Annotated in this window: 24 protein-coding genes; 16 read left to right on the forward strand and 8 right to left on the reverse strand. The window is 58.1% G+C overall.

Going from position 1 to position 24,782, the window contains the following annotated elements; all coding sequences use genetic code 11:
* Nucleotides 1-3: 3 nt before the first annotated feature.
* The 3 genes from ytfT (at nt 4) to BFG58_RS15505 (ending at nt 3,682) form a co-directional block, all read left to right on the forward strand.
* Entirely contained in the window at nt 4-1,029 is a 1,026-nt protein-coding gene (gene ytfT, locus BFG58_RS15495; RefSeq protein ID WP_175430176.1) for a galactofuranose ABC transporter, ATP-binding protein YtfT, read from the forward strand.
* On the forward strand, nt 1,016-2,017 hold the full coding sequence (yjfF, locus tag BFG58_RS15500) for a galactofuranose ABC transporter, permease protein YjfF (protein ID WP_069720074.1): 1,002 nt from the start codon (nt 1,016-1,018) through the stop codon (nt 2,015-2,017). The genes ytfT and yjfF overlap by 14 nt, the downstream gene beginning before the upstream one ends.
* 93 nt (nt 2,018-2,110) lie before the next feature.
* Complete coding sequence (locus BFG58_RS15505; protein ID WP_045908047.1) at nt 2,111-3,682, forward strand: methyl-accepting chemotaxis protein; 1,572 nt, start codon at nt 2,111-2,113, stop codon at nt 3,680-3,682.
* On the opposite strand, the gene BFG58_RS15510 is transcribed toward BFG58_RS15505, so the two are convergent.
* Together BFG58_RS15510 and fbp are read right to left on the reverse strand one after the other, a co-directional pair.
* Nucleotides 3,654-4,010: a LysR family transcriptional regulator gene (locus tag BFG58_RS15510; protein WP_024907284.1), complete on the reverse strand. Its 357-nt coding sequence runs from the start codon at nt 4,008-4,010 to the stop codon at nt 3,654-3,656. The two genes, BFG58_RS15505 and BFG58_RS15510, sit on opposite strands and share 29 nt — an antisense overlap.
* Before the next feature lie 150 nt (nt 4,011-4,160).
* Nucleotides 4,161-5,159, reverse strand: coding sequence for a class 1 fructose-bisphosphatase (fbp, locus tag BFG58_RS15515; protein ID WP_008501416.1), 999 nt, complete (start codon nt 5,157-5,159; stop codon nt 4,161-4,163).
* A 197-nt stretch (nt 5,160-5,356) separates the two neighbouring features.
* Between fbp and mpl the strand changes: the two genes are divergently transcribed.
* Nucleotides 5,357-6,736, forward strand: a complete 1,380-nt coding sequence (gene mpl / locus BFG58_RS15520) for a UDP-N-acetylmuramate:L-alanyl-gamma-D-glutamyl-meso-diaminopimelate ligase (RefSeq protein ID WP_069720075.1) — start codon at nt 5,357-5,359, stop codon at nt 6,734-6,736.
* A 77-nt stretch (nt 6,737-6,813) separates the two neighbouring features.
* On the opposite strand, the gene yjgA is transcribed toward mpl, so the two are convergent.
* Nucleotides 6,814-7,365 (reverse strand): ribosome biogenesis factor YjgA, encoded by a 552-nt coding sequence (gene yjgA, locus BFG58_RS15525; RefSeq protein ID WP_008501414.1) that lies wholly within the window; start codon nt 7,363-7,365, stop codon nt 6,814-6,816.
* A gap of 95 nt (nt 7,366-7,460) precedes the next feature.
* Here yjgA and pmbA point away from each other — a divergent pair, with 95 nt between their 5' ends.
* Together pmbA and cybC are read left to right on the forward strand one after the other, a co-directional pair.
* Complete coding sequence (gene pmbA / locus BFG58_RS15530; RefSeq protein WP_032643854.1) at nt 7,461-8,813, forward strand: metalloprotease PmbA; 1,353 nt, start codon at nt 7,461-7,463, stop codon at nt 8,811-8,813.
* Nucleotides 8,814-8,851: 38 nt separating this feature from the next.
* Entirely contained in the window at nt 8,852-9,238 is a 387-nt protein-coding gene (gene cybC, locus BFG58_RS15535; RefSeq protein WP_069720076.1) for a cytochrome b562, read from the forward strand.
* Nucleotides 9,239-9,307: 69 nt separating this feature from the next.
* On the opposite strand, the gene BFG58_RS23430 is transcribed toward cybC, so the two are convergent.
* On the reverse strand, nt 9,308-9,463 hold the full coding sequence (locus tag BFG58_RS23430) for a Hok/Gef family protein (RefSeq protein ID WP_045908049.1): 156 nt from the start codon (nt 9,461-9,463) through the stop codon (nt 9,308-9,310).
* A gap of 418 nt (nt 9,464-9,881) precedes the next feature.
* Between BFG58_RS23430 and BFG58_RS15545 the strand changes: the two genes are divergently transcribed.
* From BFG58_RS15545 to BFG58_RS15590, 10 genes are read left to right on the forward strand one after another with little or no spacing between them, the layout of a single operon-like run.
* Nucleotides 9,882-10,220, forward strand: a complete 339-nt coding sequence (locus tag BFG58_RS15545; RefSeq protein WP_086374949.1) for a glycine dehydrogenase — start codon at nt 9,882-9,884, stop codon at nt 10,218-10,220.
* 10 nt (nt 10,221-10,230) lie between these two features.
* A complete protein-coding gene (locus BFG58_RS15550; protein ID WP_023293430.1) occupies nt 10,231-10,593 on the forward strand; it encodes an SFCGS family glycine-rich protein in 363 nt (120 codons plus the stop codon).
* A 2-nt stretch (nt 10,594-10,595) separates the two neighbouring features.
* On the forward strand, nt 10,596-10,895 hold the full coding sequence (locus tag BFG58_RS15555; RefSeq protein WP_006810338.1) for a DUF4312 family protein: 300 nt from the start codon (nt 10,596-10,598) through the stop codon (nt 10,893-10,895).
* A gap of 22 nt (nt 10,896-10,917) precedes the next feature.
* Nucleotides 10,918-11,694 (forward strand): DUF4311 domain-containing protein, encoded by a 777-nt coding sequence (locus BFG58_RS15560; RefSeq protein ID WP_008501408.1) that lies wholly within the window; start codon nt 10,918-10,920, stop codon nt 11,692-11,694.
* A gap of 13 nt (nt 11,695-11,707) precedes the next feature.
* Nucleotides 11,708-12,349 carry a DUF4310 family protein gene (locus tag BFG58_RS15565; protein ID WP_003856081.1) on the forward strand — a complete coding sequence of 214 codons (642 nt, stop codon included), beginning with the start codon at nt 11,708-11,710 and terminating at the stop codon, nt 12,347-12,349.
* A 42-nt stretch (nt 12,350-12,391) separates the two neighbouring features.
* Complete coding sequence (locus tag BFG58_RS15570) at nt 12,392-13,525, forward strand: amidohydrolase/deacetylase family metallohydrolase (protein ID WP_069720078.1); 1,134 nt, start codon at nt 12,392-12,394, stop codon at nt 13,523-13,525.
* Complete coding sequence (locus BFG58_RS15575; protein WP_069720079.1) at nt 13,509-14,627, forward strand: DgaE family pyridoxal phosphate-dependent ammonia lyase; 1,119 nt, start codon at nt 13,509-13,511, stop codon at nt 14,625-14,627. The genes BFG58_RS15570 and BFG58_RS15575 overlap by 17 nt, the downstream gene beginning before the upstream one ends.
* A complete protein-coding gene (locus BFG58_RS15580) occupies nt 14,624-15,364 on the forward strand; it encodes a KDGP aldolase family protein (protein WP_023334305.1) in 741 nt (246 codons plus the stop codon). Before BFG58_RS15575 ends, BFG58_RS15580 begins: the two co-directional genes overlap by 4 nt.
* A gap of 25 nt (nt 15,365-15,389) precedes the next feature.
* Nucleotides 15,390-16,526 (forward strand): lactonase family protein, encoded by a 1,137-nt coding sequence (locus BFG58_RS15585; RefSeq protein ID WP_069720080.1) that lies wholly within the window; start codon nt 15,390-15,392, stop codon nt 16,524-16,526.
* Between the two features lie 19 nt (nt 16,527-16,545).
* A complete protein-coding gene (locus BFG58_RS15590; protein WP_048225373.1) occupies nt 16,546-18,456 on the forward strand; it encodes a transcription antiterminator in 1,911 nt (636 codons plus the stop codon).
* 32 nt (nt 18,457-18,488) lie between these two features.
* Here the strand turns inward: BFG58_RS15590 and nrdG are convergent, their stop codons facing one another.
* From nrdG to treB, 4 genes are all read right to left on the reverse strand, one after another.
* Nucleotides 18,489-18,953 carry an anaerobic ribonucleoside-triphosphate reductase-activating protein gene (gene nrdG, locus BFG58_RS15595; protein WP_069720081.1) on the reverse strand — a complete coding sequence of 155 codons (465 nt, stop codon included), beginning with the start codon at nt 18,951-18,953 and terminating at the stop codon, nt 18,489-18,491.
* Nucleotides 18,954-19,058: 105 nt separating this feature from the next.
* Nucleotides 19,059-21,197, reverse strand: coding sequence for an anaerobic ribonucleoside-triphosphate reductase (nrdD, locus tag BFG58_RS15600; protein WP_063622677.1), 2,139 nt, complete (start codon nt 21,195-21,197; stop codon nt 19,059-19,061).
* Nucleotides 21,198-21,571: 374 nt separating this feature from the next.
* Nucleotides 21,572-23,215, reverse strand: coding sequence for an alpha,alpha-phosphotrehalase (gene treC / locus BFG58_RS15605; RefSeq protein WP_069720082.1), 1,644 nt, complete (start codon nt 23,213-23,215; stop codon nt 21,572-21,574).
* Nucleotides 23,216-23,266: 51 nt separating this feature from the next.
* Nucleotides 23,267-24,685, reverse strand: coding sequence for a PTS trehalose transporter subunit IIBC (gene treB / locus BFG58_RS15610; RefSeq protein ID WP_023310193.1), 1,419 nt, complete (start codon nt 24,683-24,685; stop codon nt 23,267-23,269).
* Nucleotides 24,686-24,782: the final 97 nt, after the last annotated feature.

Genomic DNA, 24,782 nt, shown 5'->3' on the forward strand with positions numbered 1-24,782 from the left:
ATCGTGATGTCCCGTTCGCTTTCGCAAACCGGTGAGTCAAAGCGCCGCTTCAACTGGCCGACCGGCACGCCGCAAATCGCGGCGCTGCTGGTGGTGCTGCTGGTTGATAGCCTGGTTGCCCCGCATTTCTTCCAGATCATCGTGCAGGATGGCCGCCTGTTTGGCAGCCCGATAGACATTTTAAACCGTGCCGCGCCCGTGGCGCTGCTGGCCATCGGGATGACGCTGGTGATTGCCACCGGCGGGATTGACCTCTCCGTCGGCGCGGTGATGGCTATCGCCGGGGCCACGGCCGCCTCCATGACCGTGGCCGGGCACAGCCTGCCGGTGGTCCTGCTGGCAGCCTTAGGTACCGGCGTGCTGGCCGGGTTATGGAACGGCATTCTGGTGGCGGTCCTGAAAATCCAGCCCTTTGTCGCCACGCTGATTTTAATGGTGGCCGGGCGCGGCGTCGCGCAGCTGATTACCTCCGGCCAGATTGTTACCTTCAACTCACCGAGCCTGGCGTGGCTCGGCAGCGGCAACCTTCTGTTCTTCCCGACGCCGGTGATTATTGCCCTGGTGACGTTAGTGATGTTCTGGCTTTTCACCCGCAAAACGGCATTGGGCATGTTCATTGAGGCCGTCGGGATCAACATCCGCGCCGCGCGCAACGCCGGGGTCAACACGCGGCTGATGGTGATGCTGACCTACGTGCTGAGCGGCATCTGCGCCGCCATCGCCGGGGTGATCGTCGCGGCGGATATCCGCGGAGCCGATGCCAACAACGCCGGGCTCTGGCTGGAGCTGGATGCGATCCTGGCGGTGGTCATCGGCGGCGGGTCGCTGATGGGCGGACGCTTTAACCTGCTGCTCTCGGTGATCGGCGCGCTGATTATTCAGGGCATGAACACCGGGATCCTGCTCTCCGGTTTCCAGCCGGAACTCAACCAGGTGGTGAAAGCGGTGGTCGTGCTCTGCGTGCTGATCGTCCAGTCGCCGCGCTTTGTCAGCATCATTAAGGGGATCCGTGGCCATGATAAAACGTAATTTACCGCTAATGATCACGCTGGGCGTGTTTGTGCTGGGCTACCTCTACTGTCTGACGCAGTTCCCCGGCTTTGCCTCGACGCGCGTGATCTGCAATATCCTGACCGATAACGCCTTTTTAGGCATTATCGCCGTCGGCATGACCTTTGTGATCCTCTCCGGCGGGATCGACCTCTCCGTCGGCTCGGTGATCGCGTTTACGGGCGTATTCCTCGCAAAGGCGATCGGCTTCTGGGGCATCTCGCCGCTGGTGGCGTTTCCGCTGGTGCTGGTGATGGGCTGCGCGTTTGGCGCCTTTATGGGGCTGCTGATCGACGCGTTAAAGATTCCGGCGTTTATTATTACCCTCGCGGGAATGTTCTTCCTCCGTGGGGTGAGCTACCTGGTGTCGGAAGAGTCGATCCCGATTAACCATCCGGTGTACGACATGCTCTCCAGCCTGGCGTGGAAGATCCCCGGCGGCGGCCGCCTGAGCGCGATGGGGCTGCTGATGCTGGGCGTGGTCGTCATTGGCATCTTCCTTGCTCACCGTACCCGGTTTGGCAATCAGGTTTACGCCATTGGCGGCAACGCCACGTCGGCCAACCTGATGGGGATCTCGACCCGCAGCACCACCATCCGCATCTATATGCTCTCGACCGGCCTGGCGACGCTGGCGGGTATCGTCTTCTCGGTATACACCCAGGCGGGCTATGCCCTCGCAGGCGTGGGCGTTGAGCTGGATGCGATTGCTTCTGTGGTCATCGGCGGCACGCTGCTCAGCGGCGGCGTGGGGACGGTGCTGGGAACGCTGTTCGGCGTGGCGATTCAGGGGCTGATACAAACCTATATCAACTTTGACGGCACGCTCAGCTCGTGGTGGACAAAGATCGCCATCGGCATTCTGCTGTTTATTTTTATTGCCCTGCAGCGTGGTCTGACGGTGCTCTGGGAGAACCGTCAAAGCTCGCCTGTTACCCGCGTAAACACATCGGTAACAGAGCGATAACACCCTGAATTTGCTTAAAGTCTAAACATTTTCCGGTAGCGGCCGATACTCTTTTTTTATGCCCAGAAATATCTCGCTACCGGAAATAATATCATGCTGAAAACGCTATCGATTCGTACCGGCTTGCTCTCTTTACTGGCCGTTATGACCCTTCTGCTGCTGATTGTCAGCGGCATTGGCATTTATGCCCTCACACAGAGTTCTTCTTCGCTGCAGCGTATTAATCACCTTCAGGGTGAGCAAATGGTGCAGCTTAATTCAGGCTATACGCTGATCCTGCGCGCGCGCAATGAAGCGGGGCAGGCCGTCCGCATGATGGAAATCGGCATGCTGGACGATGCGGCCAGCGCGGTAAAAAACATCAACCAGGAAGTCGCCCTGGCCCAGAAAACGCTGAAGGGCGTGATCGACGGCGGCGTGGCTGACGAGCAGGGGCAACAGCTGCTCAATAAGGTGGCGGCCAGCCTGGGGACGTATACCCAACAGGGGATCAACCCGATGCTGAAAACCCTCAATGACCAGAGCGCGGACGGGTATTACGATCTGCTGGAGAAGACGCTGATCCCGCTGGCGTCAACGTTCGATAATGACATGCAGGCGTTTCAGAAATGGAGCGAAGCGCGAGGTCTGGCGGAAGTGAGTGCCGTGCAGGCGAGCAAAACCCGCGTCCTGATCCTGATTATCGTCGCAGCGCTGCTGACGGCGGGCATTATTGTGCTGGCCTGGCTGGCGCTGCGCCATATGCTGCTCAAGCCGCTCTCGGCGTCGATTGCTCAACTGGAGAATGTGGCAGCGGGCGATTTAACCCATACGCTGGCTGCACCCGCGAGCCAGGAGTTTAACCGCCTTAACGCGGTGATAGAGGAGATGCGTCAGTCGCTGATGAACTCGGTTCTGCGGGTACGCGATGCCAGCGCGCAGATTGACACCGGCAGCCGCGAGCTGACGCTGGGAAACCGCGATCTCGCCGAGCGTACGGAATCCACCGCCACCTCGCTGGAGCAGACCGCGGCCAGCATGGAACAGATCACCGCCACGGTGAAGCTCAACGCCGATAACGCCGAGCAGGCGCACCAGCTGGCGAAATCGGTGTCCGACACGGCCGATCACGGCAGTGAAATGGTCTGCTACGTGATTGAAAAAATGCGCGATATCTCCGGCAGTTCGGCGCGTATCGCTGACATCCTGAGCGTCATCGACGGCATTGCCTTCCAGACCAATATTCTGGCGCTTAACGCCTCCGTGGAAGCGGCGCGTGCGGGCGAGCAGGGGCGCGGTTTTGCCGTCGTCGCGGGCGAGGTGCGCAACCTTGCCAGCCGCAGCGCCGACGCGGCGAAAGAGATTCGAACGCTTATCGGCGACTCGCAGACCCACGTTAACGAGGGCAGCGAGCTGGCCCAGCAGGCTGGCGAAACGATGGACGAGATTGCAACCGAAGTGCTGCGTATGACCAAACTGATGCGTGAGATTGCGACCGCGTCTCATGAGCAGAGCCGCGGCATTGAGCAGGTGAATATTGCGGTGAACCAGATGGACGAAACCGCGCAGCAGAATGCGGCGCTGGTGCAGCAATCATCCGCCGCGACCCGCTCCCTTGAGGAGCAGTCGCGTCAGCTGATGGAAGCCATGTCATCATTCAAAGTGACGACTCAGAACGCGGCATAATATTACCCAGCCCCGGTACGTTCTGTGCCGGGGTTTTATTCCTTCCGGAATTAAGCGCCCCGATATTATCGTGAATTTCACCCATTAATATTTCCAGCGAGCTGGTTAAGGCTAACGCTTTTTCAGTCGGTTCAAGATATAAACCTTTACGGAAAAATAACGGCTCATCAAAGAGTTGATTAAAACGCTTTAATGCCAGACTCACCGCAGGACGGGACATCTCCAGACGCAAAGAGGCCTTTGCCATGCTGCCGCAACGGACGATTTCAATAAATACAGGGATAAGATTTAAATCAATACCGGTATTAGCACGGGAATAATTTTTCATTGCGATTCTGCTCCACGAAATATCTGTCAAACTGTTATGGAAATAATGCAGGAGCAGTGGCGAAGATTAAAGCATGTTTTTTATAAACACTTATACGGTAAAATATATAAATGACCAGGGGAGCCGGATCGGCTCCCCTGAAGAGAGGGATTATGCGTCCGGGTACTCACGGATGAAACGTTCGACATCTTCAACCATGTGGTTGTTGCCGACGAAGAATGAACGGCGCTGGTGAAGGCTTTCCGGCACGATCTCCAGAATACGCTCTTTACCGTCGCTCGCCTTGCCGCCCGCCTGTTCGGCCAGGAACGCCATCGGGTTGCATTCGTACAGCAGACGCAGTTTCCCGTCCGGGTGGCTGGCGGTGCTTGGGTAGAGGTAGATGCCGCCTTTCAGCAGGTTACGGTGGAAATCCGCGACCAGGGAGCCAATATAGCGGGACGTGTAAGGGCGCTGCGTCGCTTTATCTTCTTCCTGGCAGAATTTGATGTACTTCTTCACGCCGTTCGGGAAGCGGATGTAGTTGCCTTCGTTGATGGAGTAGGTGTTACCCTTCTCCGGGAAGCGCATGCGTTCCTGGCTCAGACAGAAAACGCCCAGGGAAGGATCGTACGTAAAGGCGTGCACTCCGCACCCGGTGGTGTACACCAGCATGGTGGAGGAGCCATAAACCACGTAACCGGCAGCAACCTGATTAATGCCCGGCTGCAGGAAATCTTCTTCGGTCACCGGCGTGCCAACAGGCGTGACGCGGCGGTAGATGGAGAAAATGGTACCGACAGAAACGTTAACGTCGATGTTGGAGGAGCCGTCGAGCGGATCCATCAGAACAACGTATTTCGCGTGTTCACACCCTTCGAAAACAACAATTTCATCTTCTTCTTCGGAGGCGATACCCGCAACGATGTCGCGCGCGCGCAGTGCAGCTTTCAGTTTTTCATTTGCGAACAGATCGAGTTTCTGTTGAACCTCGCCCTGAACGTTCTCGGCACCGCTGGCACCCAGGATATCGACCAGACCGGCCTTGTTGATATCACGGTGGATGATCTTAGCGCCCAGCTTTATTGCCGACAGCAAAGCAGTGAGTTCACCGGTAGCATGAGAGAACTCGTGCTGCTTTTCGACAATAAATTCACCTAACGTTTTCATAACACTTTCCCTGCATCTTTGTGAGTAGAGCGATTGTATGTTCACTAAAACGACTAAAGCCCAACAATCTTAACAAATATTCAAATAGTAGCGCAGAGGTGAATCGCGCCAGCAGGATACGGATTTTCCTGAAATGCGTTTCACACCCGCTGACATGTGAGTAAAATGTGCGCCACATTGAAGAAGGATAGTGACGTATGCGCATTCATATATTGGGGATTTGTGGCACTTTCATGGGCGGACTGGCAATGCTGGCGCGCTCGCTGGGCCATGAGGTGACAGGTTCGGACGCCAATGTGTATCCGCCAATGAGCACACTTCTGGAGAAACAGGGCATCGCTTTAATTCAGGGCTACGATGCCAGCCAGCTGGATCCTGAGCCGGATCTGGTGATCATTGGCAACGCCATGACCCGCGGCAACCCGTGCGTTGAGGCGGTACTGGAACGCAATATTCCGTTCATGTCCGGCCCGCAGTGGCTGCATGACTTCGTCCTGCGTGACCGCTGGGTGGTTGCCGTTGCCGGTACCCACGGCAAAACGACCACCGCGGGCATGGCGACCTGGATCCTCGAAGCCTGCGGCTATAAGCCGGGCTTCGTCATCGGCGGCGTACCGGGCAACTTTGACGTTTCTGCGCGCCTGGGGGACAGCCCGTTCTTTGTGATCGAAGCCGACGAGTATGACTGCGCGTTCTTCGACAAGCGCTCTAAGTTCGTGCATTACTGCCCGCGCACGCTGATCCTCAATAATCTTGAGTTTGACCACGCGGATATTTTTGACGACCTGAAGGCCATTCAGAAACAGTTCCACCACCTGGTGCGCATTGTTCCAGGCCAGGGCCGCATCATCCTGCCGGAAAACGACATTAACCTGAAGCAGACCCTGGCAATGGGCTGCTGGAGCGAGCAGGAGCTGGTGGGCGAGCAGGGCCACTGGCAGGCGAAGAAACTCAATGCCGATGCCTCCGAGTGGGAAGTGCTGCTCGACGGTGAAAAAGTGGGTGAGGTGAAGTGGGGCCTGGTGGGCGAACACAATATGCACAACGGCCTGATGGCGATTGCCGCAGCGCGTCACGTGGGCGTTCAGCCTGCGGATTCGGCGAATGCGCTGGGCTCGTTTATCAATGCCCGCCGCCGTCTGGAACTGCGCGGTGAAGCCCACGGCGTCACCGTGTATGACGATTTCGCGCACCACCCAACGGCCATTCTGGCCACGCTTGCCGCCCTGCGTGGCAAAGTTGGCGGTACCGCGCGCATTCTGGCGGTGCTGGAACCACGCTCGAACACCATGAAGATGGGCATCTGCAAAGACGATCTCGCGCCGTCGTTAGGACGTGCCGATGAAGTCTTCCTGCTGCAGCCGCAGCATATTCCGTGGCAGGTCGCGGAAGTGGCCGATGCCTGCATTCAGCCGGCACACTGGAGCGCAGATGTGGATGCGCTCGCGGATATGGTGGTGAAAGCCGCTCAGCCTGGCGACCATATTCTGGTGATGAGCAACGGCGGTTTTGGTGGGATCCATCAGAAGCTGCTGGACGGGCTGGCGAAGAAAGCGGAAGCGGCCGCCGACGCGTAAAAAAAAGCCCGGTGGCGCTCACGCTTACCGGGCCTACGTTCTTTTCCCCCTCGCCCCTCCGGGGTGAGGGGAACGGATTACTCTTCGTTCTCAGACAGCTCGCGCAGATACTGGAAAATCAGGCGCGCAGACTTCGGCGGCTTATTCCCTTCTTTCTCTTTCTTCGCGTTGCGGATCAAGGAACGCAGCTGCTGGCGGTCGGCATCCGGCCACAGGTTCAGCACTTCCGGTACGGCGTCATCACCCTGTTCAATCAGACGATCGCGGATCTGCTCCAGCTTGTGGAACAGCGCAACCTGCTGGTTGTGGCGGTTTTTCAGCTTGTCCAGCGCCTGGCGGATCGGATCAACATCGCGCTGACGCAGCATTTTCCCGATAAGCTGAAGCTGGCGACGACGGCCTTCTTTTTTGATTTTCTGTGCCAGTTCAATGGCATCTCGCAGATCCTGGTCGAGCGGGATCTTATCCAGCGCGTTTTTACCCAGTTCTACCATTTCCGCGCCAAGCTGTTTTAACTCTTCGGCGTCACGTTTAATTTCACTTTTACTGACCCAGATGATCTCATCATCTTCGTCTTCGATGTCATCACCGGGAACGTCGTCGAGCCAGTCTTCGGGCTGCTTAGTCATGTCAGGCTCCTTAAAAAAAGAGGCTAATGTTACCAGTTAAGACGCGCACTGAAAAACGGTTCTCTGTTAGACTTCAGTTAACTCTCTCTTACAGTATGGCATTTGCGATGAAAGTAACCTCACAAGTTGAAGCGCAGCGTAAGATTCTGGAAGAAGCCGTCTCCACCGCGCTGATGCTTGCTTCAGAAAAATCAGATGGCGCCGAAGTGGCGGTCAGCAAAACCACCGGCATTAGCGTGAGCACCCGCTATGGCGAAGTGGAGAATGTTGAATTCAACAGCGACGGCGCGCTGGGTATCACGGTATACCACCAGAATCGCAAAGGCAGTGCGTCATCCACCGATCTCAGTCCGGATGCCATCGCCCGTACGGTGCAGGCCGCGCTGGATATCGCCCGCTACACCTCGCCGGATCCTTACGCCGGCGTCGCAGATAAAGACCTGCTGGCGTTTGACGCGCCGGATCTCGATCTTTTCCACCCGGCGGAAGTGACCCCGGACGAAGCCATTGAACTGGCCGCGCGCGCCGAGCAGGCGTCCCTGCAGGCCGACAAGCGCATCACCAATACCGAAGGCGGCAGCTTTAACAGCCACTACGGCATCAAAGTCTTTGGCAACAGCCACGGCATGCTGCAGGGCTACTGTTCTACCCGCCACTCGCTCTCCAGCTGCGTCATCGCCGAAGAGAACGGTGACATGGAGCGTGACTACGCCTACACCATTGGCCGCGCGCTGGGGGATTTGCAGTCTCCGGAGTGGGTAGGCAAAGAATGCGCTGAACGCACGCTGTCTCGCCTGTCGCCGCGTAAACTCTCCACCATGAAAGCGCCGGTGATTTTTGCCAATGAAGTGGCGACCGGTCTGTTTGGCCATCTGGTGGGCGCGATTGCGGGCGGCTCCGTTTACCGTAAATCAACCTTCCTGCTCGACTCGCTGGGCAAGCAGATCCTGCCGGAATGGCTGACCATCGAAGAACATCCGCACCTGCTGAAAGGGCTGGCCTCCACGCCGTTCGACAGCGAAGGTGTGCGCACCGAGCGTCGTGACATTGTCAAAGACGGCGTGCTGACCCAGTGGCTGCTGACCAACTACTCTGCGCGCAAGCTGGGGCTGAAAAGCACCGGGCACGCGGGCGGCATTCACAACTGGCGCATTGCCGGGCAGGGCCTCAACTTTGAGCAGATGCTGAAGGAGATGGGCACCGGTCTGGTGGTGACCGAGCTGATGGGGCAGGGCGTCAGCGGCATCACCGGAGACTACTCTCGCGGTGCGGCGGGCTTCTGGGTGGAAAACGGTGAAATCCAGTATCCGGTGAGCGAAATTACCATCGCTGGCAATCTGAAGGATATGTGGCGCAATATCGTTACGGTCGGTAACGATATTGAAACACGCAGCAATATACAGTGTGGTTCTGTATTACTTCCGGAAATGAAAATCGCCGGACAATAGAGATAGCGTTTTGTTAATAATAAAAAAGGAAGTGAGCAATGCGTAAACATCTGTTAGCGATCGTCGCAGCTTCAACGCTGGTTCTTGGCTCTTCTGCGTTTGCTGCCGATCTTGAAGACGACATGGGCATCCTCGGTCAAAACCTGAAGGTGGTGCAGAAAACCGACAATGCGACGGAAATGAAAGACGCGCTGACCAAAATGCGTGAAGCGGCGCTGGACGCCCAAAAAGCGACGCCGCCGAAGCTGGAAAGCAAAGCGGCAGACAGTGCAGAGATGAAAGACTACCGCCACGGTTTTGACGTGCTGGTCGGCCAGATCGACGGCGCGCTGAAGCTCGCTAACGAAGGCAAAGTGAAAGAAGCCCAGGCGGCGGCCGAGCAGTTTGTGACCACGCGCAATACGTACCACAAAAAGTATCGTTAATTGGGTGCCTGAGCTGTACGTCCTTCCCCGTATGCGGAGGCGCATGACGCGCCTCCGCATCCTTGCTCCCTACTGGCCGGAGCGACAATCCATCCGCGCGGTCACTTCAAGCGAGCCGTTTCGAAAACGGATTTCGCACAGTGTTTTCCTCGTCACCAGCGTTAAGATGATTATTGTCAAAGCAACAATCATCAAAACCCGGATAATTGGGGATTGGCGTTTCATGGATGCCTCCTTGCTGTAAAGCGGGCGAGGTAGCAAACATCACGTGGCTAGACGTGTCGTTTACAGCCCCGCCCTGATTTAAATTCAGGTAGGGGCTTTCCACTTTCCGTCCCATGCCTGAGACGGTCAGTCTCAAGCACCCGCCGCCACTCTACCCAATCCCCATAAGAAAACCTTATCCACGTCACATTTCTACGAGCCTGCTCGGAATCTTTTCCACTCTGCTTACCCGTTCGTTCCCGCGTAATAGCGTGATATTCATCACGTGAATACATCGATTTATCCAGATTCGGCGCATTTATGTGGCACAGATCACTGCTGCGGCTCGCCTTTCCACTTCGAAGTGGAAAACAACTCGCTACAAACCCGTCCCTCCCACCGTTAGTTTTAATCCAGAGCCATTAACGGGGTAAGACCAGTGATTAACGGAGCGGTAATGAACGACGTTGGGGAACAGGCGGTGCAAACAGATCAACTCGCAAACACCATGCTGCAGCAGGTCTATGCCCTGCTGGCCCGGAACAACATCATCCCCAATGCAGTACAGGAGCAGATGCTCACCTCCCACGTGCGTGCCATGGCGCACCGGTCCGTGACCGGCGAGCCGCTGCCGGAGGTTGAAGCAGAGCTGTTTGACGAAATTTCACCGGATTCAATGCGGCTTGCCCGTGAAGTGGTCGCGCAGTTTGGCAACCTTCCTGATGAAGAAGCCTGGCTGCTCTCCGTTCACTTTGAAGTCGCAAAAGACAACCTTTAAGGAGCAACACATGGAACAGATTACAGTCGTGATTGGCGATCGCCTGGGTAAAGGTCAGAAAGTGGCTGCCGGTGTGGAAAAAGCAGGTGGACGCGCGGTGGTTGTGCCGGGCATGGCGGCAGACATGAAGCTGGGCGACGTAATGAAAGCGGAAAACGCCACTTTCGGCATCTCTTTCTGCGGCAGCGGCGGCGCGGGTGCCATCACCGCCCAGACCAAGTATGGCTACAAAGCCAAATACGGCATGCGTTCCGTGGAAGAGGGCGTGACCGCCATCAACGAAGGCTGCAACGTGCTGGGCTTTGGCTTTATGGATAAAGAAGAGCTTGGCGAGCGTCTGGTACAGGCGTGGCAGAAGAAATACGGCGCATAAGCATGAAAGAACAGTTCACAACCACGGTGAGAGTGAAGGGGAAGGGCGACGCCAAAGCGCGCGCCTTTGCCGACGCGCTCAACCACGTTCAGGCCGCGGTGATGAAAGCCTCACCGCATATCTTACTGCGTATTGAGCCACAGGATGTGCAGGTCGTTCAGGCGCAAGAAGCGGTGCGTAAAGAAGCGTTTCTGTTCTTCTTTCTGCGCCGGGAAAGACGCACCTACAGCGTGGAGCTGGATGTGACCGTCAACGTGACAGCCATCAATCTCGACCAGGTGGATTTCGTCACGCAACGCTGATTATTCATAAAAGGGCAGACTGATGTTCTTAATTATATTAATAAAATCGCTCATCATTGGCGGCCTGGTTGGCGTCGGTGTGGGCGCCGGGGCTGCACGCATGTTTCATGCGCCTACCACTCAGGGTATGGGCGCGTTTCGTACGTTGGGGGAACTGAACTCCTGTGAAGGGGATCCGGCGTCCCACTTCTCCTTTGGGTTAGGTTTCTTCTTTAACGCCTGGGCCTCTTCCGTGGCCGCAGGGGCTTTCACACAGGACGTTGACCACCGCATCATCCCGAACTGGGGTGCGGCTGCACTGATGATCAAAAACCGTAACGTCGGCGAAACGCTGCACGATCCCCGCAAAATGGCGATTGCCTGCGGCGTGATCGGCATGATCGTCGTGACCTTCCTTAACCTGACCGCCTCCTCCGTTCCCGCTGCGCTTCAGGTCACCGCCGTGAAGGTGCTGGTGCCGGCGGCAAACCTGCTGGTGAACACCGTCATGCCGGTGATCTTCTGGCTGGCAGCCATCGATGCGGGTAAAAAATCGGGCTTCTGGGCCACCATCTTCGGCGGCGCGGCGCAGCTGATTATGGGCAACGCCGTACCGGGCCTGGTGCTGGGGATCCTGATCGGGAAAGGCGTGGAAGAGAGCGGCTGGAACCACGTCACCAAAGTGATGATGGCGGCTATCGTGCTGCTCTTCGTGCTGAGCGGCTTCTTCCGCGGCTTCGACATGAAGATGATCGAATCCTTCCATCTGACCGTGCCGAACTGGCTCGACATGATCCACAACTCGCTCAGCGGTAAATAACAGGAGCCTCTAAATGGAACAGAATAAAGGTTTTTGGTATGCCGACTGGTCGTTCCCGATCTTCGTTGGCCTGCTCTCCTCCGGCGTGTTTGCCGGGACGCACATGTACTACCTCTACGGCATCGGCGCGTTTAACGAAGTGGCCTTCGTGGCGATGCTGAAAGCGGGTATTGATACCGGCGTTTACGGCGCGGTGGCAGCGTTTGGCGCGAGCTTCCTGTTCGCCCGTATTATCGAAGGGTCGCTGGTCGGTATTCTCGACATTGGCGGGGCGATCCAGACCGGCGTAGGCCTCGGCGTACCGGCGCTGCTGCTGGGCGCGGGGATCATGTTCCCGGTGACCAACTTCATTGCTTCGCTGATCACCGGCCTGGTGATTGGTCTGGCGATTGGCTACGTCATCATCCTGGCGCGTAAGTTCACCATCAACCAGAGCAACTCCACCTACGGCGCAGACGTGATGATGGGCGCGGGCAACGCCTCCGGCCGCTTCCTCGGGCCGTTGATCATCCTCAGCGCCATGACCGCCTCCATTCCAATCGGCGTCGGCTCGCTGGTGGGTGCGCTGCTGTTCTACATCTGGCAGAAGCCGATTACCGGTGGCGCTATCCTCGGCGCGATGATTCTGGGCTGGCTGTTCCCGGTTGCCCTTTAATACCCGCGGGCGCGCTGGCGCCCGCCTTATCAGGAGATCCTCATGTTTGATTTACTCCTGCGCCGTGCGCGCCTCACAGACGATACCCTGACCGATATCGCCATTCAGGACGGGAAAATCGCGGCGCTGGGCGAGATTAACGCGCCCGCGCATAAAACGGTTGAGCTGAACGGTGAAGTGTTCGTCAGCGCAGGCTGGATTGACTCCCACGTACACTGCTACCCGAATTCCCCGATTTACCACGACGAACCCGACAGCGTGGGCGTTGCCACCGGCGTCACCACCGTAGTGGACGCGGGCAGCACCGGCGCCGACGATGTGGACGATTTCTACGCGATAACCCGCAAGGCCTCCACCGAGGTTTTTGCTTTGCTGAACATCTCCCGCGTGGGGCTGATTGCCCAGAACGAGCTGGCCAATATGGCTAATGTTGATGCCGATGCGGTGAAGCAGGCGGTGAAGCGCCACCCTGATTTTATCGTCGGCCTGAAGGCACGCATGAGCAGCAGCGTGGTCGGTGACAACGGCATCACGCCGCTGGCGCGCGCGAAAGCGATTCAGAAAGAGAACGGCGACCTGCCGCTGATGGTGCACATCGGCAACAACCCGCCAAATCTCGACGAAATCGCCGAACTCCTGAGTTCCGGCGACATCATTACCCACTGCTATAACGGCAAGCCTAACCGCATTCTGACGCCCTCGGGCGAGCTGCGCGCCTCCATATCCTCTGCCCTGAAGCGCGGCGTGCGTCTGGACGTGGGGCACGGCACGGCGAGCTTTAGCTTTGAGGTGGCAAAACGCGCCATCGCGATGGGCATTCTGCCGCACACCATCAGCTCAGATATCTACTGCCGCAACCGCATCAACGGCCCGGTGGGCTCGCTGGCAAGCGTGATGTCGAAGTTTCTCGCCATCGGCATGTCATTGCCGCAGGTGATTGACTGCGTCACGGCGAATGCCGCCGACGGCCTGCGCCTGACGCGCAAGGGCCGCATTCAGCCGGGTCTCGACGCCGACCTGACGCTATTCATCCTCAAACGTCAGCCGACGGTGCTGTCGGATGCCGAAAACGACAGCCTGCAGGCTGAACACATTCTGGTGCCGCTTGCCGCGATCCGCGCGGGCAAGGGCTACATGACCGAACAAGGGAGCACGGAAAATGCCTTCGATTTATGAGAAGTACCGCTTAAAGCAGGTTATCAACACCTCTGGCCGCATGACGGCGCTGGGCGTCTCCACGCCGCGTCCGGAGGTGGTACAGGCGGCGATGGACGGCATGAATCACTATTTCGAGATGAAGGATCTGGTCAATAAAACCGGGGAGTACATCGCGAAGCTGCTGGACGTGGAAGGGGCGACGGTCGTCTCCTGCGCGTCGGCGGGCATTGCCCAGTCCGTGGCGGCGGTGCTGGTCAAAGACAGCGACTGGCTGCTGGAAAATCTGCACGTCACCCCGATTGAGAACAACGAAATCGTCCTGCCGAAAGGCCACAACGTGAACTTTGGCGCGCCGGTGGGCACCATGGTCGCGCTGGGCGGCGGCAGGCTGGTGGAGGCGGGCTACGCCAACGAATGTTCCGCCGATCAGCTGGCGGCGGCGATCACCCCGCGCACGGCCGCGATCCTCTATATCAAATCTCACCACTGCGTGCAGAAAAGCATGCTCAGCGTCGAGCAGGCGGCGGTTGTCGCGCGTAAACACGACTTGCCGCTCATCGTTGATGCCGCGGCGGAAGAAGATCTGCATGTTTACTACCGCTCCGGTGCGGACCTGGTGATCTACAGCGGCGCGAAGGCGATCGAAGGCCCAACCAGCGGGCTGGTGATCGGCAAAACCCAGTACGTTGAGTGGGTCAAACGCCAGACGGCGGGCATTGGCCGTGCCATGAAGGTGGGTAAAGAGGGCATTCTTGGCCTGACCTGCGCCATCGAACACTATCTGACGGCCACCAAAGAGAGCGGCGACGAGATGGTGGCGAAAATGACGCCGTTTATCGAGGCGCTCAACACCCTGAACGGTGTGACCGCGCGCGTGGTCTGGGACAGCGCCGGACGCGACATCGCCCGCACCGAGATTAAATTTGACGAAGCCACCACCGGCGTCGGCACGGGTGACCTGGTGGCGAAGCTGAAGCAGGGCGAATACGCCATTTACTTCCGTGGCTACAAGGCCAACGAAGGGATTATCGAAGCGGATGTACGCAGCGTGAATGCTGATCAGCTGAACATCGTGTACCGCCGCATTAGCGAAGTGTTAGGACAGGAGAAAAACGCATGAAACTGACCCCCAACTTTTACCGTGACCGCGTCTGTCTGAACGTGCTGGCAGGGTCGAAGGCCAACGCCAGCGCCATCTACGAGGCGGCGGAAGGTCATGTGCTGGTGGGCGTGCTCTCCAAAAATTACCCGGACGTGGCCAGCGCGGTAGCGGATATGCGCGAGTACGCGGCGCTGATAGATAACGCGCTCTCCGTTGGCCTCGGCGCGGGGGATCCGAACCAGTCGGCGATGGTGAGCGAGATCTCCCGTCAGGTGCAGCCGCAGCACGTTAACCAGGTCTTTACCGGCGTGGCTACCAGCCGCGCGCTGCTGGGACAGAACGACTCTGTGGTTAACGGTCTGGTCTCTCCGACCGGCACCGTCGGGATGGTTAAAATCTCCACCGGCCCGCTGAGCAGCGCAGCGCCGGACGGCATCGTGCCGGTTGAAACGGCGATTGCTCTGCTGAAAGATTTCGGCGGCAGCTCTATCAAATACTTCCCGATGGGCGGCCTGAAGTGCCGTGACGAGTACAAAGCGGTGGCGGAAGCCTGCGCCCGTCACGACTTCTGGCTGGAGCCGACCGGAGGTATCGATCTGGAAAACTATGAGGAGATCCTGCAGATCGCCCTCGACGCGGGCGTGAGCAAAATCATCCCGCATATCTACAGCTCGATTATCGACAAAGCCAGCGGTGATACGCGTCCGGAAGATGTGCGTACCCTGCTGGCGATGACGAAGAAGCTGGTGAAGTAGAACTCACATATATACAGGAGCCACCATGCACACCCGTACCTTGCTTGTCGCTTCACTCTCGATGCTCGCCACCGCCGCTGTCGCCCAGACGCAATATGCCTGGGTGGGTACCTATAATCCGAACGGTGAAGGGTTGTACCGTTTTACTGTTAACCCGCAAACCGGCGCGCTGAACGATAAAACGCTGGTGAGCAAACTGCCGAATGCGGCGCAGTTGACCCTTTCACAGGACGGCAAAACGCTGTATCTGGCAAGTGAAGTGGAGCAGGGCGTGGTGCAGGCGCTGCGCGTCGGCGATAACGGTGAGCTGAGCGAGCTCAATCAGGTGGCCTCCGGCGGTGCCGGGCCGGTGTATCTCTCCCTGACGCCGAACGGCCAGCATCTGCTGGTGGCGAACTATGTCAGCGGCTCAATTGCCGTTTTACCCGTTAACGCAGACGGTAGCCTGGGTGAAGCCACGGACAAACATCAGGATCAAGGCGAACCGGGCGCGGCGAAGCCCGAAGCTGCTGCGGAGGGCAGTTTCGCGATCAGCGATCATAACGGCCCCCATGCGCACATGATCGCCGCCGATCCGAGCGGGAAGTACGTGTTTTCCACCGATCTTGGGCTGGATCGCATCTATCAGTACCGTTTTGACGATCGGACAGAAAAGCTGACGCCGAACGATCCACCGTTTATCAGCGCCTCCTCGAAAGGCGCCGGGCCGCGCCACTTTGTCTTTACGCCGAAGGGCGATGCCCTGTGGCTGATTAACGAAGAGGCGTCTACGCTCACCCGGTATACCGTGAACGCCAACGGCACCCTGAAAGAGGATAAAACGGTTTCTGCCCTGCCGGAAGGTTACAAAGGCACCAGCTTTGCTGCCGGGCTCGCATTAAGCGCCGATGGCAGGCAGCTGTACGTGGCTAACCGTTTGCATAACAGCATCGGGCACTTTACCGTAACAGCAGAGGGCACGCTGACGCATCAGGATGACGTGTGGACGCGTGGTGATTATCCCCGCACCCTGACGCTCGATAAGCAGGGACGCTGGCTGTACGTCATGAACCAGCGCAGCGACAACATTACCCGTTTCCGCGTGGCGCAGGACGGGAAATTGAGCTTCGAACCGGACTATACCCCGGTCGGCAGCCCATCCCAGATGGTCATTTCACCTTAAGCTGTTAGAGGACAACGACGTGCGATTTCCGAACCAACGTTTAGCGCAACTTTTCGATCTGTTGCAAAACGAGACGCTGCCGCAGGACGAGCTGGCGCAGCGGCTGTCGGTCTCCACGCGAACCGTCCGTGCGGATATCACCGCCCTGAACGCGCTGCTGGCCAGCCACGGCGCGCAGTTTATCCTGAGCCGGGGCAACGGCTACCAGCTCAAAATTGAGGATGCCGAGCGCTATCAGCAGCTTCAGGCATCCCACCCGCGCGCGCTGCGTATCCCACGGACCGGGCCGGAGCGCGTGCATTATCTGGTGGTGCGTTTTCTCACCTCGGCGTTTTCGCTTAAGCTGGAGGATCTGGCGGACGAGTGGTTCGTCAGCCGCGCCACGCTGCAAAGCGACATGGCGGAGGTACGCGAGTGGTTTCATCGTTACAACCTGACGCTGGAAACCCGTCCGCGCCATGGGATGAAGCTGTTTGGCAGCGAGATGTCGACCCGCGCGTGCCTGACCGATCTGCTCTGGGAGCTGGCGCAGCAGGACAGCCTGAACCCGCTGGTGACCGACGTGGCGCTGAATGCGGGCGTGGCGGAGCAGATGGTGCCGGTGCTGCACGACGCCTTGACGCGTCACCACATTCGCCTGACTGATGAAGGCGAGCTGTTCCTGCGCCTGTACTGCGCGGTGTCGGTACGTCGCATCAGCGAAGGTTATCCGCTGCCGGAATTCCATGCCGAAGACGTGGAAGAGAACGTGCGCGAGGCGGCGAAGGATATCGCGGTGACCATCCAGCAGCTGGCGGGCAAAACGCTTTCGCCGTCGGAGGAGAGCTGGCTGTGCGTGCACATTGCGGCGCGGCAGATCCAGGAGATCGCGCCCAGCGCGATTAATGCCGATGACGATGAAGCGCTGGTCAACTACATCCTGCGCTACATCAACACCCACTATAACTACAACCTGCTTAGCGACGCGCAGCTGCACGCGGATCTGCTGACGCATATTAAAACCATGATCACCCGCGTGCGGTATCAAATCATGATCCCCAATCCGCTGCTGGATAACATCAAGCAGCACTACCCGATGGCGTGGGACATGACGCTGGCCGCGGTGTCGAGCTGGGGCAAATACACGCCGTATGTGATCAGCGAAAACGAGATTGGTTTCCTGGTGCTGCATATTGGTGTCGGACTGGAGCGCCACTACAACATTGGCTATCAGCGTCAGCCGCGCGTGCTGCTGGTATGCGACGCCGGTAATGCGATGGTGCGCATGATTGAGGCGGTGCTGCAGCGTAAATACCCGCAGATTGAGGTAACGCGCACGCTCACCCTGCGCGAGTACGAGCTGGCGGAAACGATTGGCGAAGACTTTGTGATCGCCACCGCCCGCGTCAGCGAAAAGTCAAAACCGGTGGTGATGATCGCCCCGTTCCCGACCGACTATCAGTTAGAACAGATTGGCAAACTGGTGCTGGTGGACCGCACCCGCCCGTGGATGCTGGATAAATACTTCGACGCGGCCCACTTCCGCATTATCGACAAGCCGATCGATCAGCAGACGCTGTTCCGCGAGCTGTGTGAACAGCTTGAGGCCGAAGGCTTTGTTGGCGCGGAGTTTCTGGATTCGGTTGTTGAGCGTGAAGCTATCGTCAGCACCATGCTCGGCGACGGCATCGCGCTGCCGCACTCCCTCGGCCTGCTGGCGCAGAAAACGGTGGTCTACACCGTGCTGGCTCCGCACGGCGTGCAGTGGGGCGACGAAACCGCGCACGTCATCTTCCTGCTTGCCATCAGCAAAAGCGAATACGAAGAGGCGATGGCGATTTACGATATCTTCGTCACCTTCCTGCGCGAGCGGGCGATGTCACGTCTCTGTAGCTGCGAGGATTTTGCCGGCTTTAAGGCGGTGGCGATGGAGAGTTTGAGTCGTTTTTGAGATAAGGGCGGATGGATAACATCCGCCTTTGATCAACGCAAATGATGCACAACCTGGTTGCTGCTGCCGCGCCAGATGAGCGCCGGGTCTTTTAAATCCTGCATGAACTTGCCGTCGACCAGCACGTTAATCAGATCCACGACTTCCATTTGCTGCGCGTTCAGCTCATCCAGCTTGTAGCCTGTCCAGACCCAGATATCTTTTCCCGAGCACTCGCGGCGAATGCGCTTCACCAGCTTCAAAATATCCTGCACGTTTTGCGGATGCAGCGGATCGCCGCCGGAGAGCGAAATTCCCTGGCGGTGAATGCGCGTGTCGTTCAGGTCGCTGATGATTTTATCTTCCATCTCCGTGGTGAACGGCTTGCCGGAATTCAGGCGCCAGGTGCTTTTGTTGTAGCAGCCGGGGCATTCGTGGACGCAGCCTGAGACGAACAGGGTGCAGCGGGTGCCGGGGCCGTTGACGATGTCGACGGGGTAGTACTGGTGATAGTTCATCGCGAATAACCACGCCGGGTGGCGCTGCGCTTACCCGGCCTACAAAAGAGAGCGGTCCGTAGGCCCGGTAAGCGCAGCGCCACCGGGCATTAACGTGGCAGCGGATTAACCGATCTGTCCATTCCCCAGATGCTTCACGCGGCGCTTCACCTCTTCCTGTTTGCCAGCGTTAAACGGACGGGCGTCCGGGCTGCCGAGATAGCCGCACACGCGGCGGGTCACGGAGACGCGGGCCGCATCGTGGTTGCCGCATTTCGGGCAGGTAAAGCCTTTACTCGTACATTCAAACTCGCCGGTAAAGCCGCACTCGTAGCACTCGTCGATAGGCGTGTTGGTCCCGTAATACGGCACGTGCTGGTAGCTGTAATCCCACACGTCCTCCAGCGCCTTCAGGTTGTGCTGAATGTTCGGGTACTCGCCGTAGCAGATGAAGCCGCCGCTGGCGATCGGCGGATACGCCGCTTCGAAGTCGATCTTGTCGTACGGGTTCACCTTCTTCTCCACATCGAGGTGGAAGCTGTTGGTGTAGTACCCTTTGTCGGTCACGCCTTCCACAATCCCGAACTCGGCGGTGTCCAGACGGCAGAAGCGGTCGCACAGGTTCTCGCTTGGGGTGCTATACAGGCTGAACCCGTAGCCGGTTTCCTCTTTCCACTGGTCTACCGCGTCGCGCAGGCGCTGAACGATGGCGATGCCTTTCTCACGCAGGGCTTCGCTGTCGTACATGTGCGTATCGCCAAACAGCGCGTTGATGGTTTCGTGAATGCCGATGTAGCCCAGCGAAATCGACGCGCGACCGTTTTTGAAGATCTCAGACACGTCATCGTCCGCCTTCAGGCGCACGCCACAGGCCCCTTCCATATAGAGGATCGGCGCGACGCGGGCTTTGACCCCTTCCAGACGGGCAATACGGGTCATCAGCGCCTTACGCGCCAGCTGCAGGCGCTCGTCCAGCAGCGCCCAGAAGGCGTCTTCATTGCCTTTCGCTTCCAGCGCGATGCGCGGCAGGTTGAGGCTGATCACGCCGAGGTTGTTGCGCCCGTCGTGGATCTGCTCGCCGTTTTCATCCTCGTACACGCCGAGGAAGCTGCGGCAGCCCATTGGCGTTTTAAACGAACCGGTGACCTTCACCACCTGATCGTAGTTCAGGATGTCCGGATACATGCGCTTGCTCGCGCACTCCAGCGCCAGCTGTTTAATGTCGTAGTTTGGATCGCCAAACTTGTGGTTCAGGCCGTCACGAATCGCGAACACCAGCTTTGGGAACACCGCAGTTTTGCGGTTTTTGCCAAGGCCGGAAATACGGTTGCGAAGAATGGACTGCTGGATCAGACGCGATTCCCAGCTGGTGCCCAGGCCAAAGCCGAAGGTCACAAACGGCGTCTGGCCGTTGGCGGTGTGCAGCGTGTTTACCTCATATTCCAGCGACTGGAACGCGTCGTAGCACTCTTTTTCGGTGCGGGAGTGCGCGTAGCCGTCAGCGTCCGGAATGTGCCACTCGTCAGCCGTTTTACGGTGCTTGTTGAAGCTTGCCGTGACGAACGGAGCCAGCACTTCATCAATACGGTTAATGGTGGTGCCGCCGTAAATATGGCTGGCGACCTGGGCGATAATCTGCGCCGTGACCGCGGTGGCCGTGGAGATTGACTTAGGCGGTTCAATCTCGGCGTTGCCCATTTTAAAACCGTGGGTCAGCATGCCTTTCAGGTCGATCAGCATGCAGTTGAACATCGGGAAGAACGGCGAATAGTCGAGATCGTGGTAGTGAATTTCGCCGCGCTCGTGCGCCGAAACCACGTCGCGCGGCAGCAGATGCTGGCGGGCATAGTGTTTGGCGACGATACCGGCCAGCAGATCGCGCTGGGTGGGGATCACTTTACTGTCTTTGTTGGCGTTTTCATTGAGCAGGGCGGAGTTGGTCTGCTCTACCAGGCCACGGATCTCCTGGTTCAGACGACCGCGCTTCTCGCGCTGCACGTCGCGATCGTGGCGGTACTCAATATAGGCGCGCGCCAGCTGCTTGTAAGGTCCTGCCATCAGCTGGTTCTCAACCGCGGTCTGGATCTCGTTGATATCGACCTGGCTGCGCTCATTCATCTGGCTGCTAACGACTTCTGCGACGGTGGCGCAGTAATCTGCGTCATCGACTCCCGCTGCTTTAGCTGCACGCAGAATGGCTTCCTGGATGCGCTCTGATTTAAACGGCACTTTACAGCCATCACGTTTCATCACATGCGGTGTCATGATCACTCCATTTTTGAAAACAGGTTATCCACAGAGGTGGAGAAGTATTCACCGGACGCATTTCCCGCCAGGCCAAAGACTTCCCGCGTTCCCAGCTCGTGTTATCCACAATTCCGGCCAGCGTAAGCGCCGTCTTGTTGTTGGAATAGTAGACGATAAATACAAGATGTTGGGTCGGTGTGCATTTTAAGTGCTACATATAGTGATTTGCATCAAACATGTTTGCGATTTATTTGATTCAGAACAAAGTAAAAAGGCGAGAGTACAAACGGCGGGCGCTACAGCATTTGTAAAGGCGAGAGAGAAAAATCTGATTAATTATTCAACAAAAACAGTAAAGTAAGCCGGGTGCAGGGCTGCACCCGGCAGGACGGTTACTGTTGCAACCACCAGACGGCTTCAAACGGACGCAGCGACGTCGTTTGCGGTGTCGGGTAGTTACTCATCAGCACCTGCAACTTACCGCTGAGAAGATCTGTCTGCCATTCCTGGGGCGTATTACTCAGGTTCGCTGCAACGATCAGGGTCTGTCCCTGCCACTGGCGACGGTAGCACCACAGAGAAGGGTGTTCCGGCAGGAGATCCTCATAATCCCCCCACGTCAGCACCGGCAGGGTTTTGCGCAGGCTAATCAGCGACTGATAGGTATAGAAGACGGAACCCGCATCGTCGAGCGCCGAGCGGGCGTTCACGGTTTCGTAGTTATCGCAGACGCCAATCCACGGTTCACCCTCGCTAAAGCCCGCATTGTGCGACGCGTCCCACTGCATTGGCGTGCGGCCATTATCCCGGGACTTACTCGCCAGGATTGCCAGTAATTCATCCGGATCGCGGCCGTTGGCGCGCAGTTCGGCGAACATGTTCAGGCTTTCCACGTCGCGGTAATCGGTGATGCGGCTGAAGTGCGGGTTCGTCATCCCAAGCTCTTCGCCCTGATAGATATACGGCGTGCCCTGCATACCGTGCAGCACCATGCCGAGCATTTTCGCGGCGTGAACCCGGTATTCTCCTTCGTCACCGAAGCGCGACACGATGCGCGGCTGGTCGTGGTTACACCAGAACAGGGCGTTCCAGGCTTTGTTATGCATCCCCTGCTGCCAGTGGCGGAAGAGGGTTTTCAGCGCCACGAAGTCCGGCTTCGCCTTCGTCCACTTTTCGCCGCCGGGATAGTCCACCTTCAGGTGGTGGAAGTTAAAGGTCATCGACAGCTCGCGGCCATCGAGAGAAGCATACTGCTGGCAGTTCTCCAGCGAAGTCGAGGACATCTCGCCTACCGTCATCAGGTTGCGCGGGGTAAAGACGTCGCGGCTCATCTCCTGCAGATATTCATGGATGCGCGGCCCGTCAGTGTAGAAGCGGCGACCGTCACCCGTCTCATCATTCGGGAAATCCTGATCTTTCGAAATCAGGTTAATGACATCGAGGCGCAAGCCGTCGACGCCGCGGTCGGCCCAGAACTCGCACACCTTTTTCAGCTCGGCGCGCACCGCCGGATTTTCCCAGTTGAGGTCCGCCTGCTCCGGCGCGAACAGGTGCAGGTAATACTGCTCGCTCTCTGCGTGCCAGCGCCAGGCGTTGCCGCCAAACTTGGAGCGCCAGTTGTTGGGCAACTGCTCAGGCGTGCCGTCGCGCCAGATGTAGAACTGGCGGTACGGGCTCGCTTTGTTCAGCGATTCCCGGAACCAGGGGTGCTGGGTTGAGGTGTGGTTGAACACCATATCCAGCACGATGCGAATGCCGCGCTGGTGCGCCTCGGCGACCAGTTCGTCGAAATCATCCAGCGTGCCGTACGCCGGGTCGATGGCGGTGTAATTCGCCACGTCGTAGCCGTTATCCACCTGCGGGGAGATATAAAACGGCGTCAACCAGATGGCGTCGATGCCGAGGGTTTTCAGGTAGTCCAGACGCTGCGTCACGCCGCGTAAATCGCCGGTGCCGCTGCCGGTGGTGTCCTGGAAACTCTTGGGGTAAATCTGGTAGATAACGCCGTTTTGCCACCAGTGAGGAAGGGTATTCATAGTGTGTTCCTGCAAATGCGAAGGGGCGCAACTGCGCCCCGAAAGAGAAAGTTAAACAATCTGCAGCGAGCCCTGACGGAACTTACGCTGATAAACCACGGTAGTCAGCGCCATTGGGACGATAATCGCGATGGCCATTGCCAGGGCGAACACCTGCCAGTAAGCGGGCTGGATGGAGAGGATGCCCGGCAGGCCGCCGACGCCAATCCCGTTTGCCATTACGCCGTTCAGTCCGCACACCAGGCCCGCCAGACCGGAACCGATCATCGCGCAGAGCATCGGGAAGCGGTATTTCAGGTTGATACCGTACATCGCCGGTTCGGTGACGCCCAGGTAGGCGGAGATGGCCGCCGGAACGGAGATCTCGCGTTCGTTGTGCTTGCGGCTGACGATGATGATGCCGGTCACTGCGGACGCCTGAGCAATGTTAGACAGGGCGATAATCGGCCAGACCGGTGTGCCGCCGAGGCTCTGGATCATCTGCATATCAATGGCCAGCGTGGTCTGGTGCACGCCGGTGATCACCAGCGGGGCGTACAGGAAGCCAAACAGCGCGGCGCCAATCGGGGCGAAGCTGCCGGTCATCAGGTGACGCACCGCGAAGGCCACGCCGTCGCCAATCATGCGGCCAAACGGACCGATAAAGGCATGCGCCAGGAAGACCGCCAGAATCAGCGAGCACACCGGCACCACCACCAGATAGAGGTAATCCGGCACAATGCGCTTCAGGCGGGTTTCGATAAAGCCCAGCGCCAGCCCCGCCAGCAGGGCCGGAATGACCTGCGCCTGATAGCCCACTTTGGCGATGGTAAACAGGCCGAAGTTCCACACCTCAGGCACCTGCTGACCAAGTAAGTAAGCGTTCATTAACTGCGGAGAGACCAGCGTGACGCCGAGTACGATACCGAGGATCGGCGTACCGCCCATCTTGCGCACCGCGGACCAGCAGATCCCCACCGGCAGATAGAAGAAGATCGCCTCGCCAATCAGCCACAGGAAGTCGTACACGGTTTTCAGCGCCGGGTACATCTGCGCCAGGGTTTTGCCGTCACTCATCGGCACGTCACCGATGACGTTACGGAAGCCTAAAATCAAGCCTCCGCTGATCAGCGCTGGCAGCAGCGGGAAGAAGATCTCCGCAAAGTGGGAAATCAGCTGCTCGTGCCACTTCATGTTCTGGCGTGCGGCCTTCTTCGCCTGCTCTTTATCGGCGGAGGAGTGCCCGGTCGTTGCCAGCAGAGCCTGATAGTAATCGCCCACTTCGGTACCAATCACGACCTGGAACTGACCGGCGTTGGTGAAGCAGCCTTTAACCATGGAGAGTTCTTCAATGGCCTTCGGGTTAGCTTTGGCCGGATCGTTCAGCACGAAGCGCAGGCGGGTAATGCAATGGCTGACGGTAGCGATGTTTTCGCGGCCGCCGACCAGGACGATCAACTGATCGATATCTGCTTGTTTGACTTTACTCATCATGAAACCTCATGACAGATGGTGAGGGGGGTAATGACCTGAGCGCAAGCCTACTCCTTCAGCGTGACGGCGAAAATGGGAACGTTCCCGAAATCGG

It is taken from the genome of Enterobacter sp. ku-bf2 (assembly GCF_001742765.1).
GTDB lineage: Bacteria > Pseudomonadota > Gammaproteobacteria > Enterobacterales > Enterobacteriaceae > Enterobacter > Enterobacter quasiroggenkampii.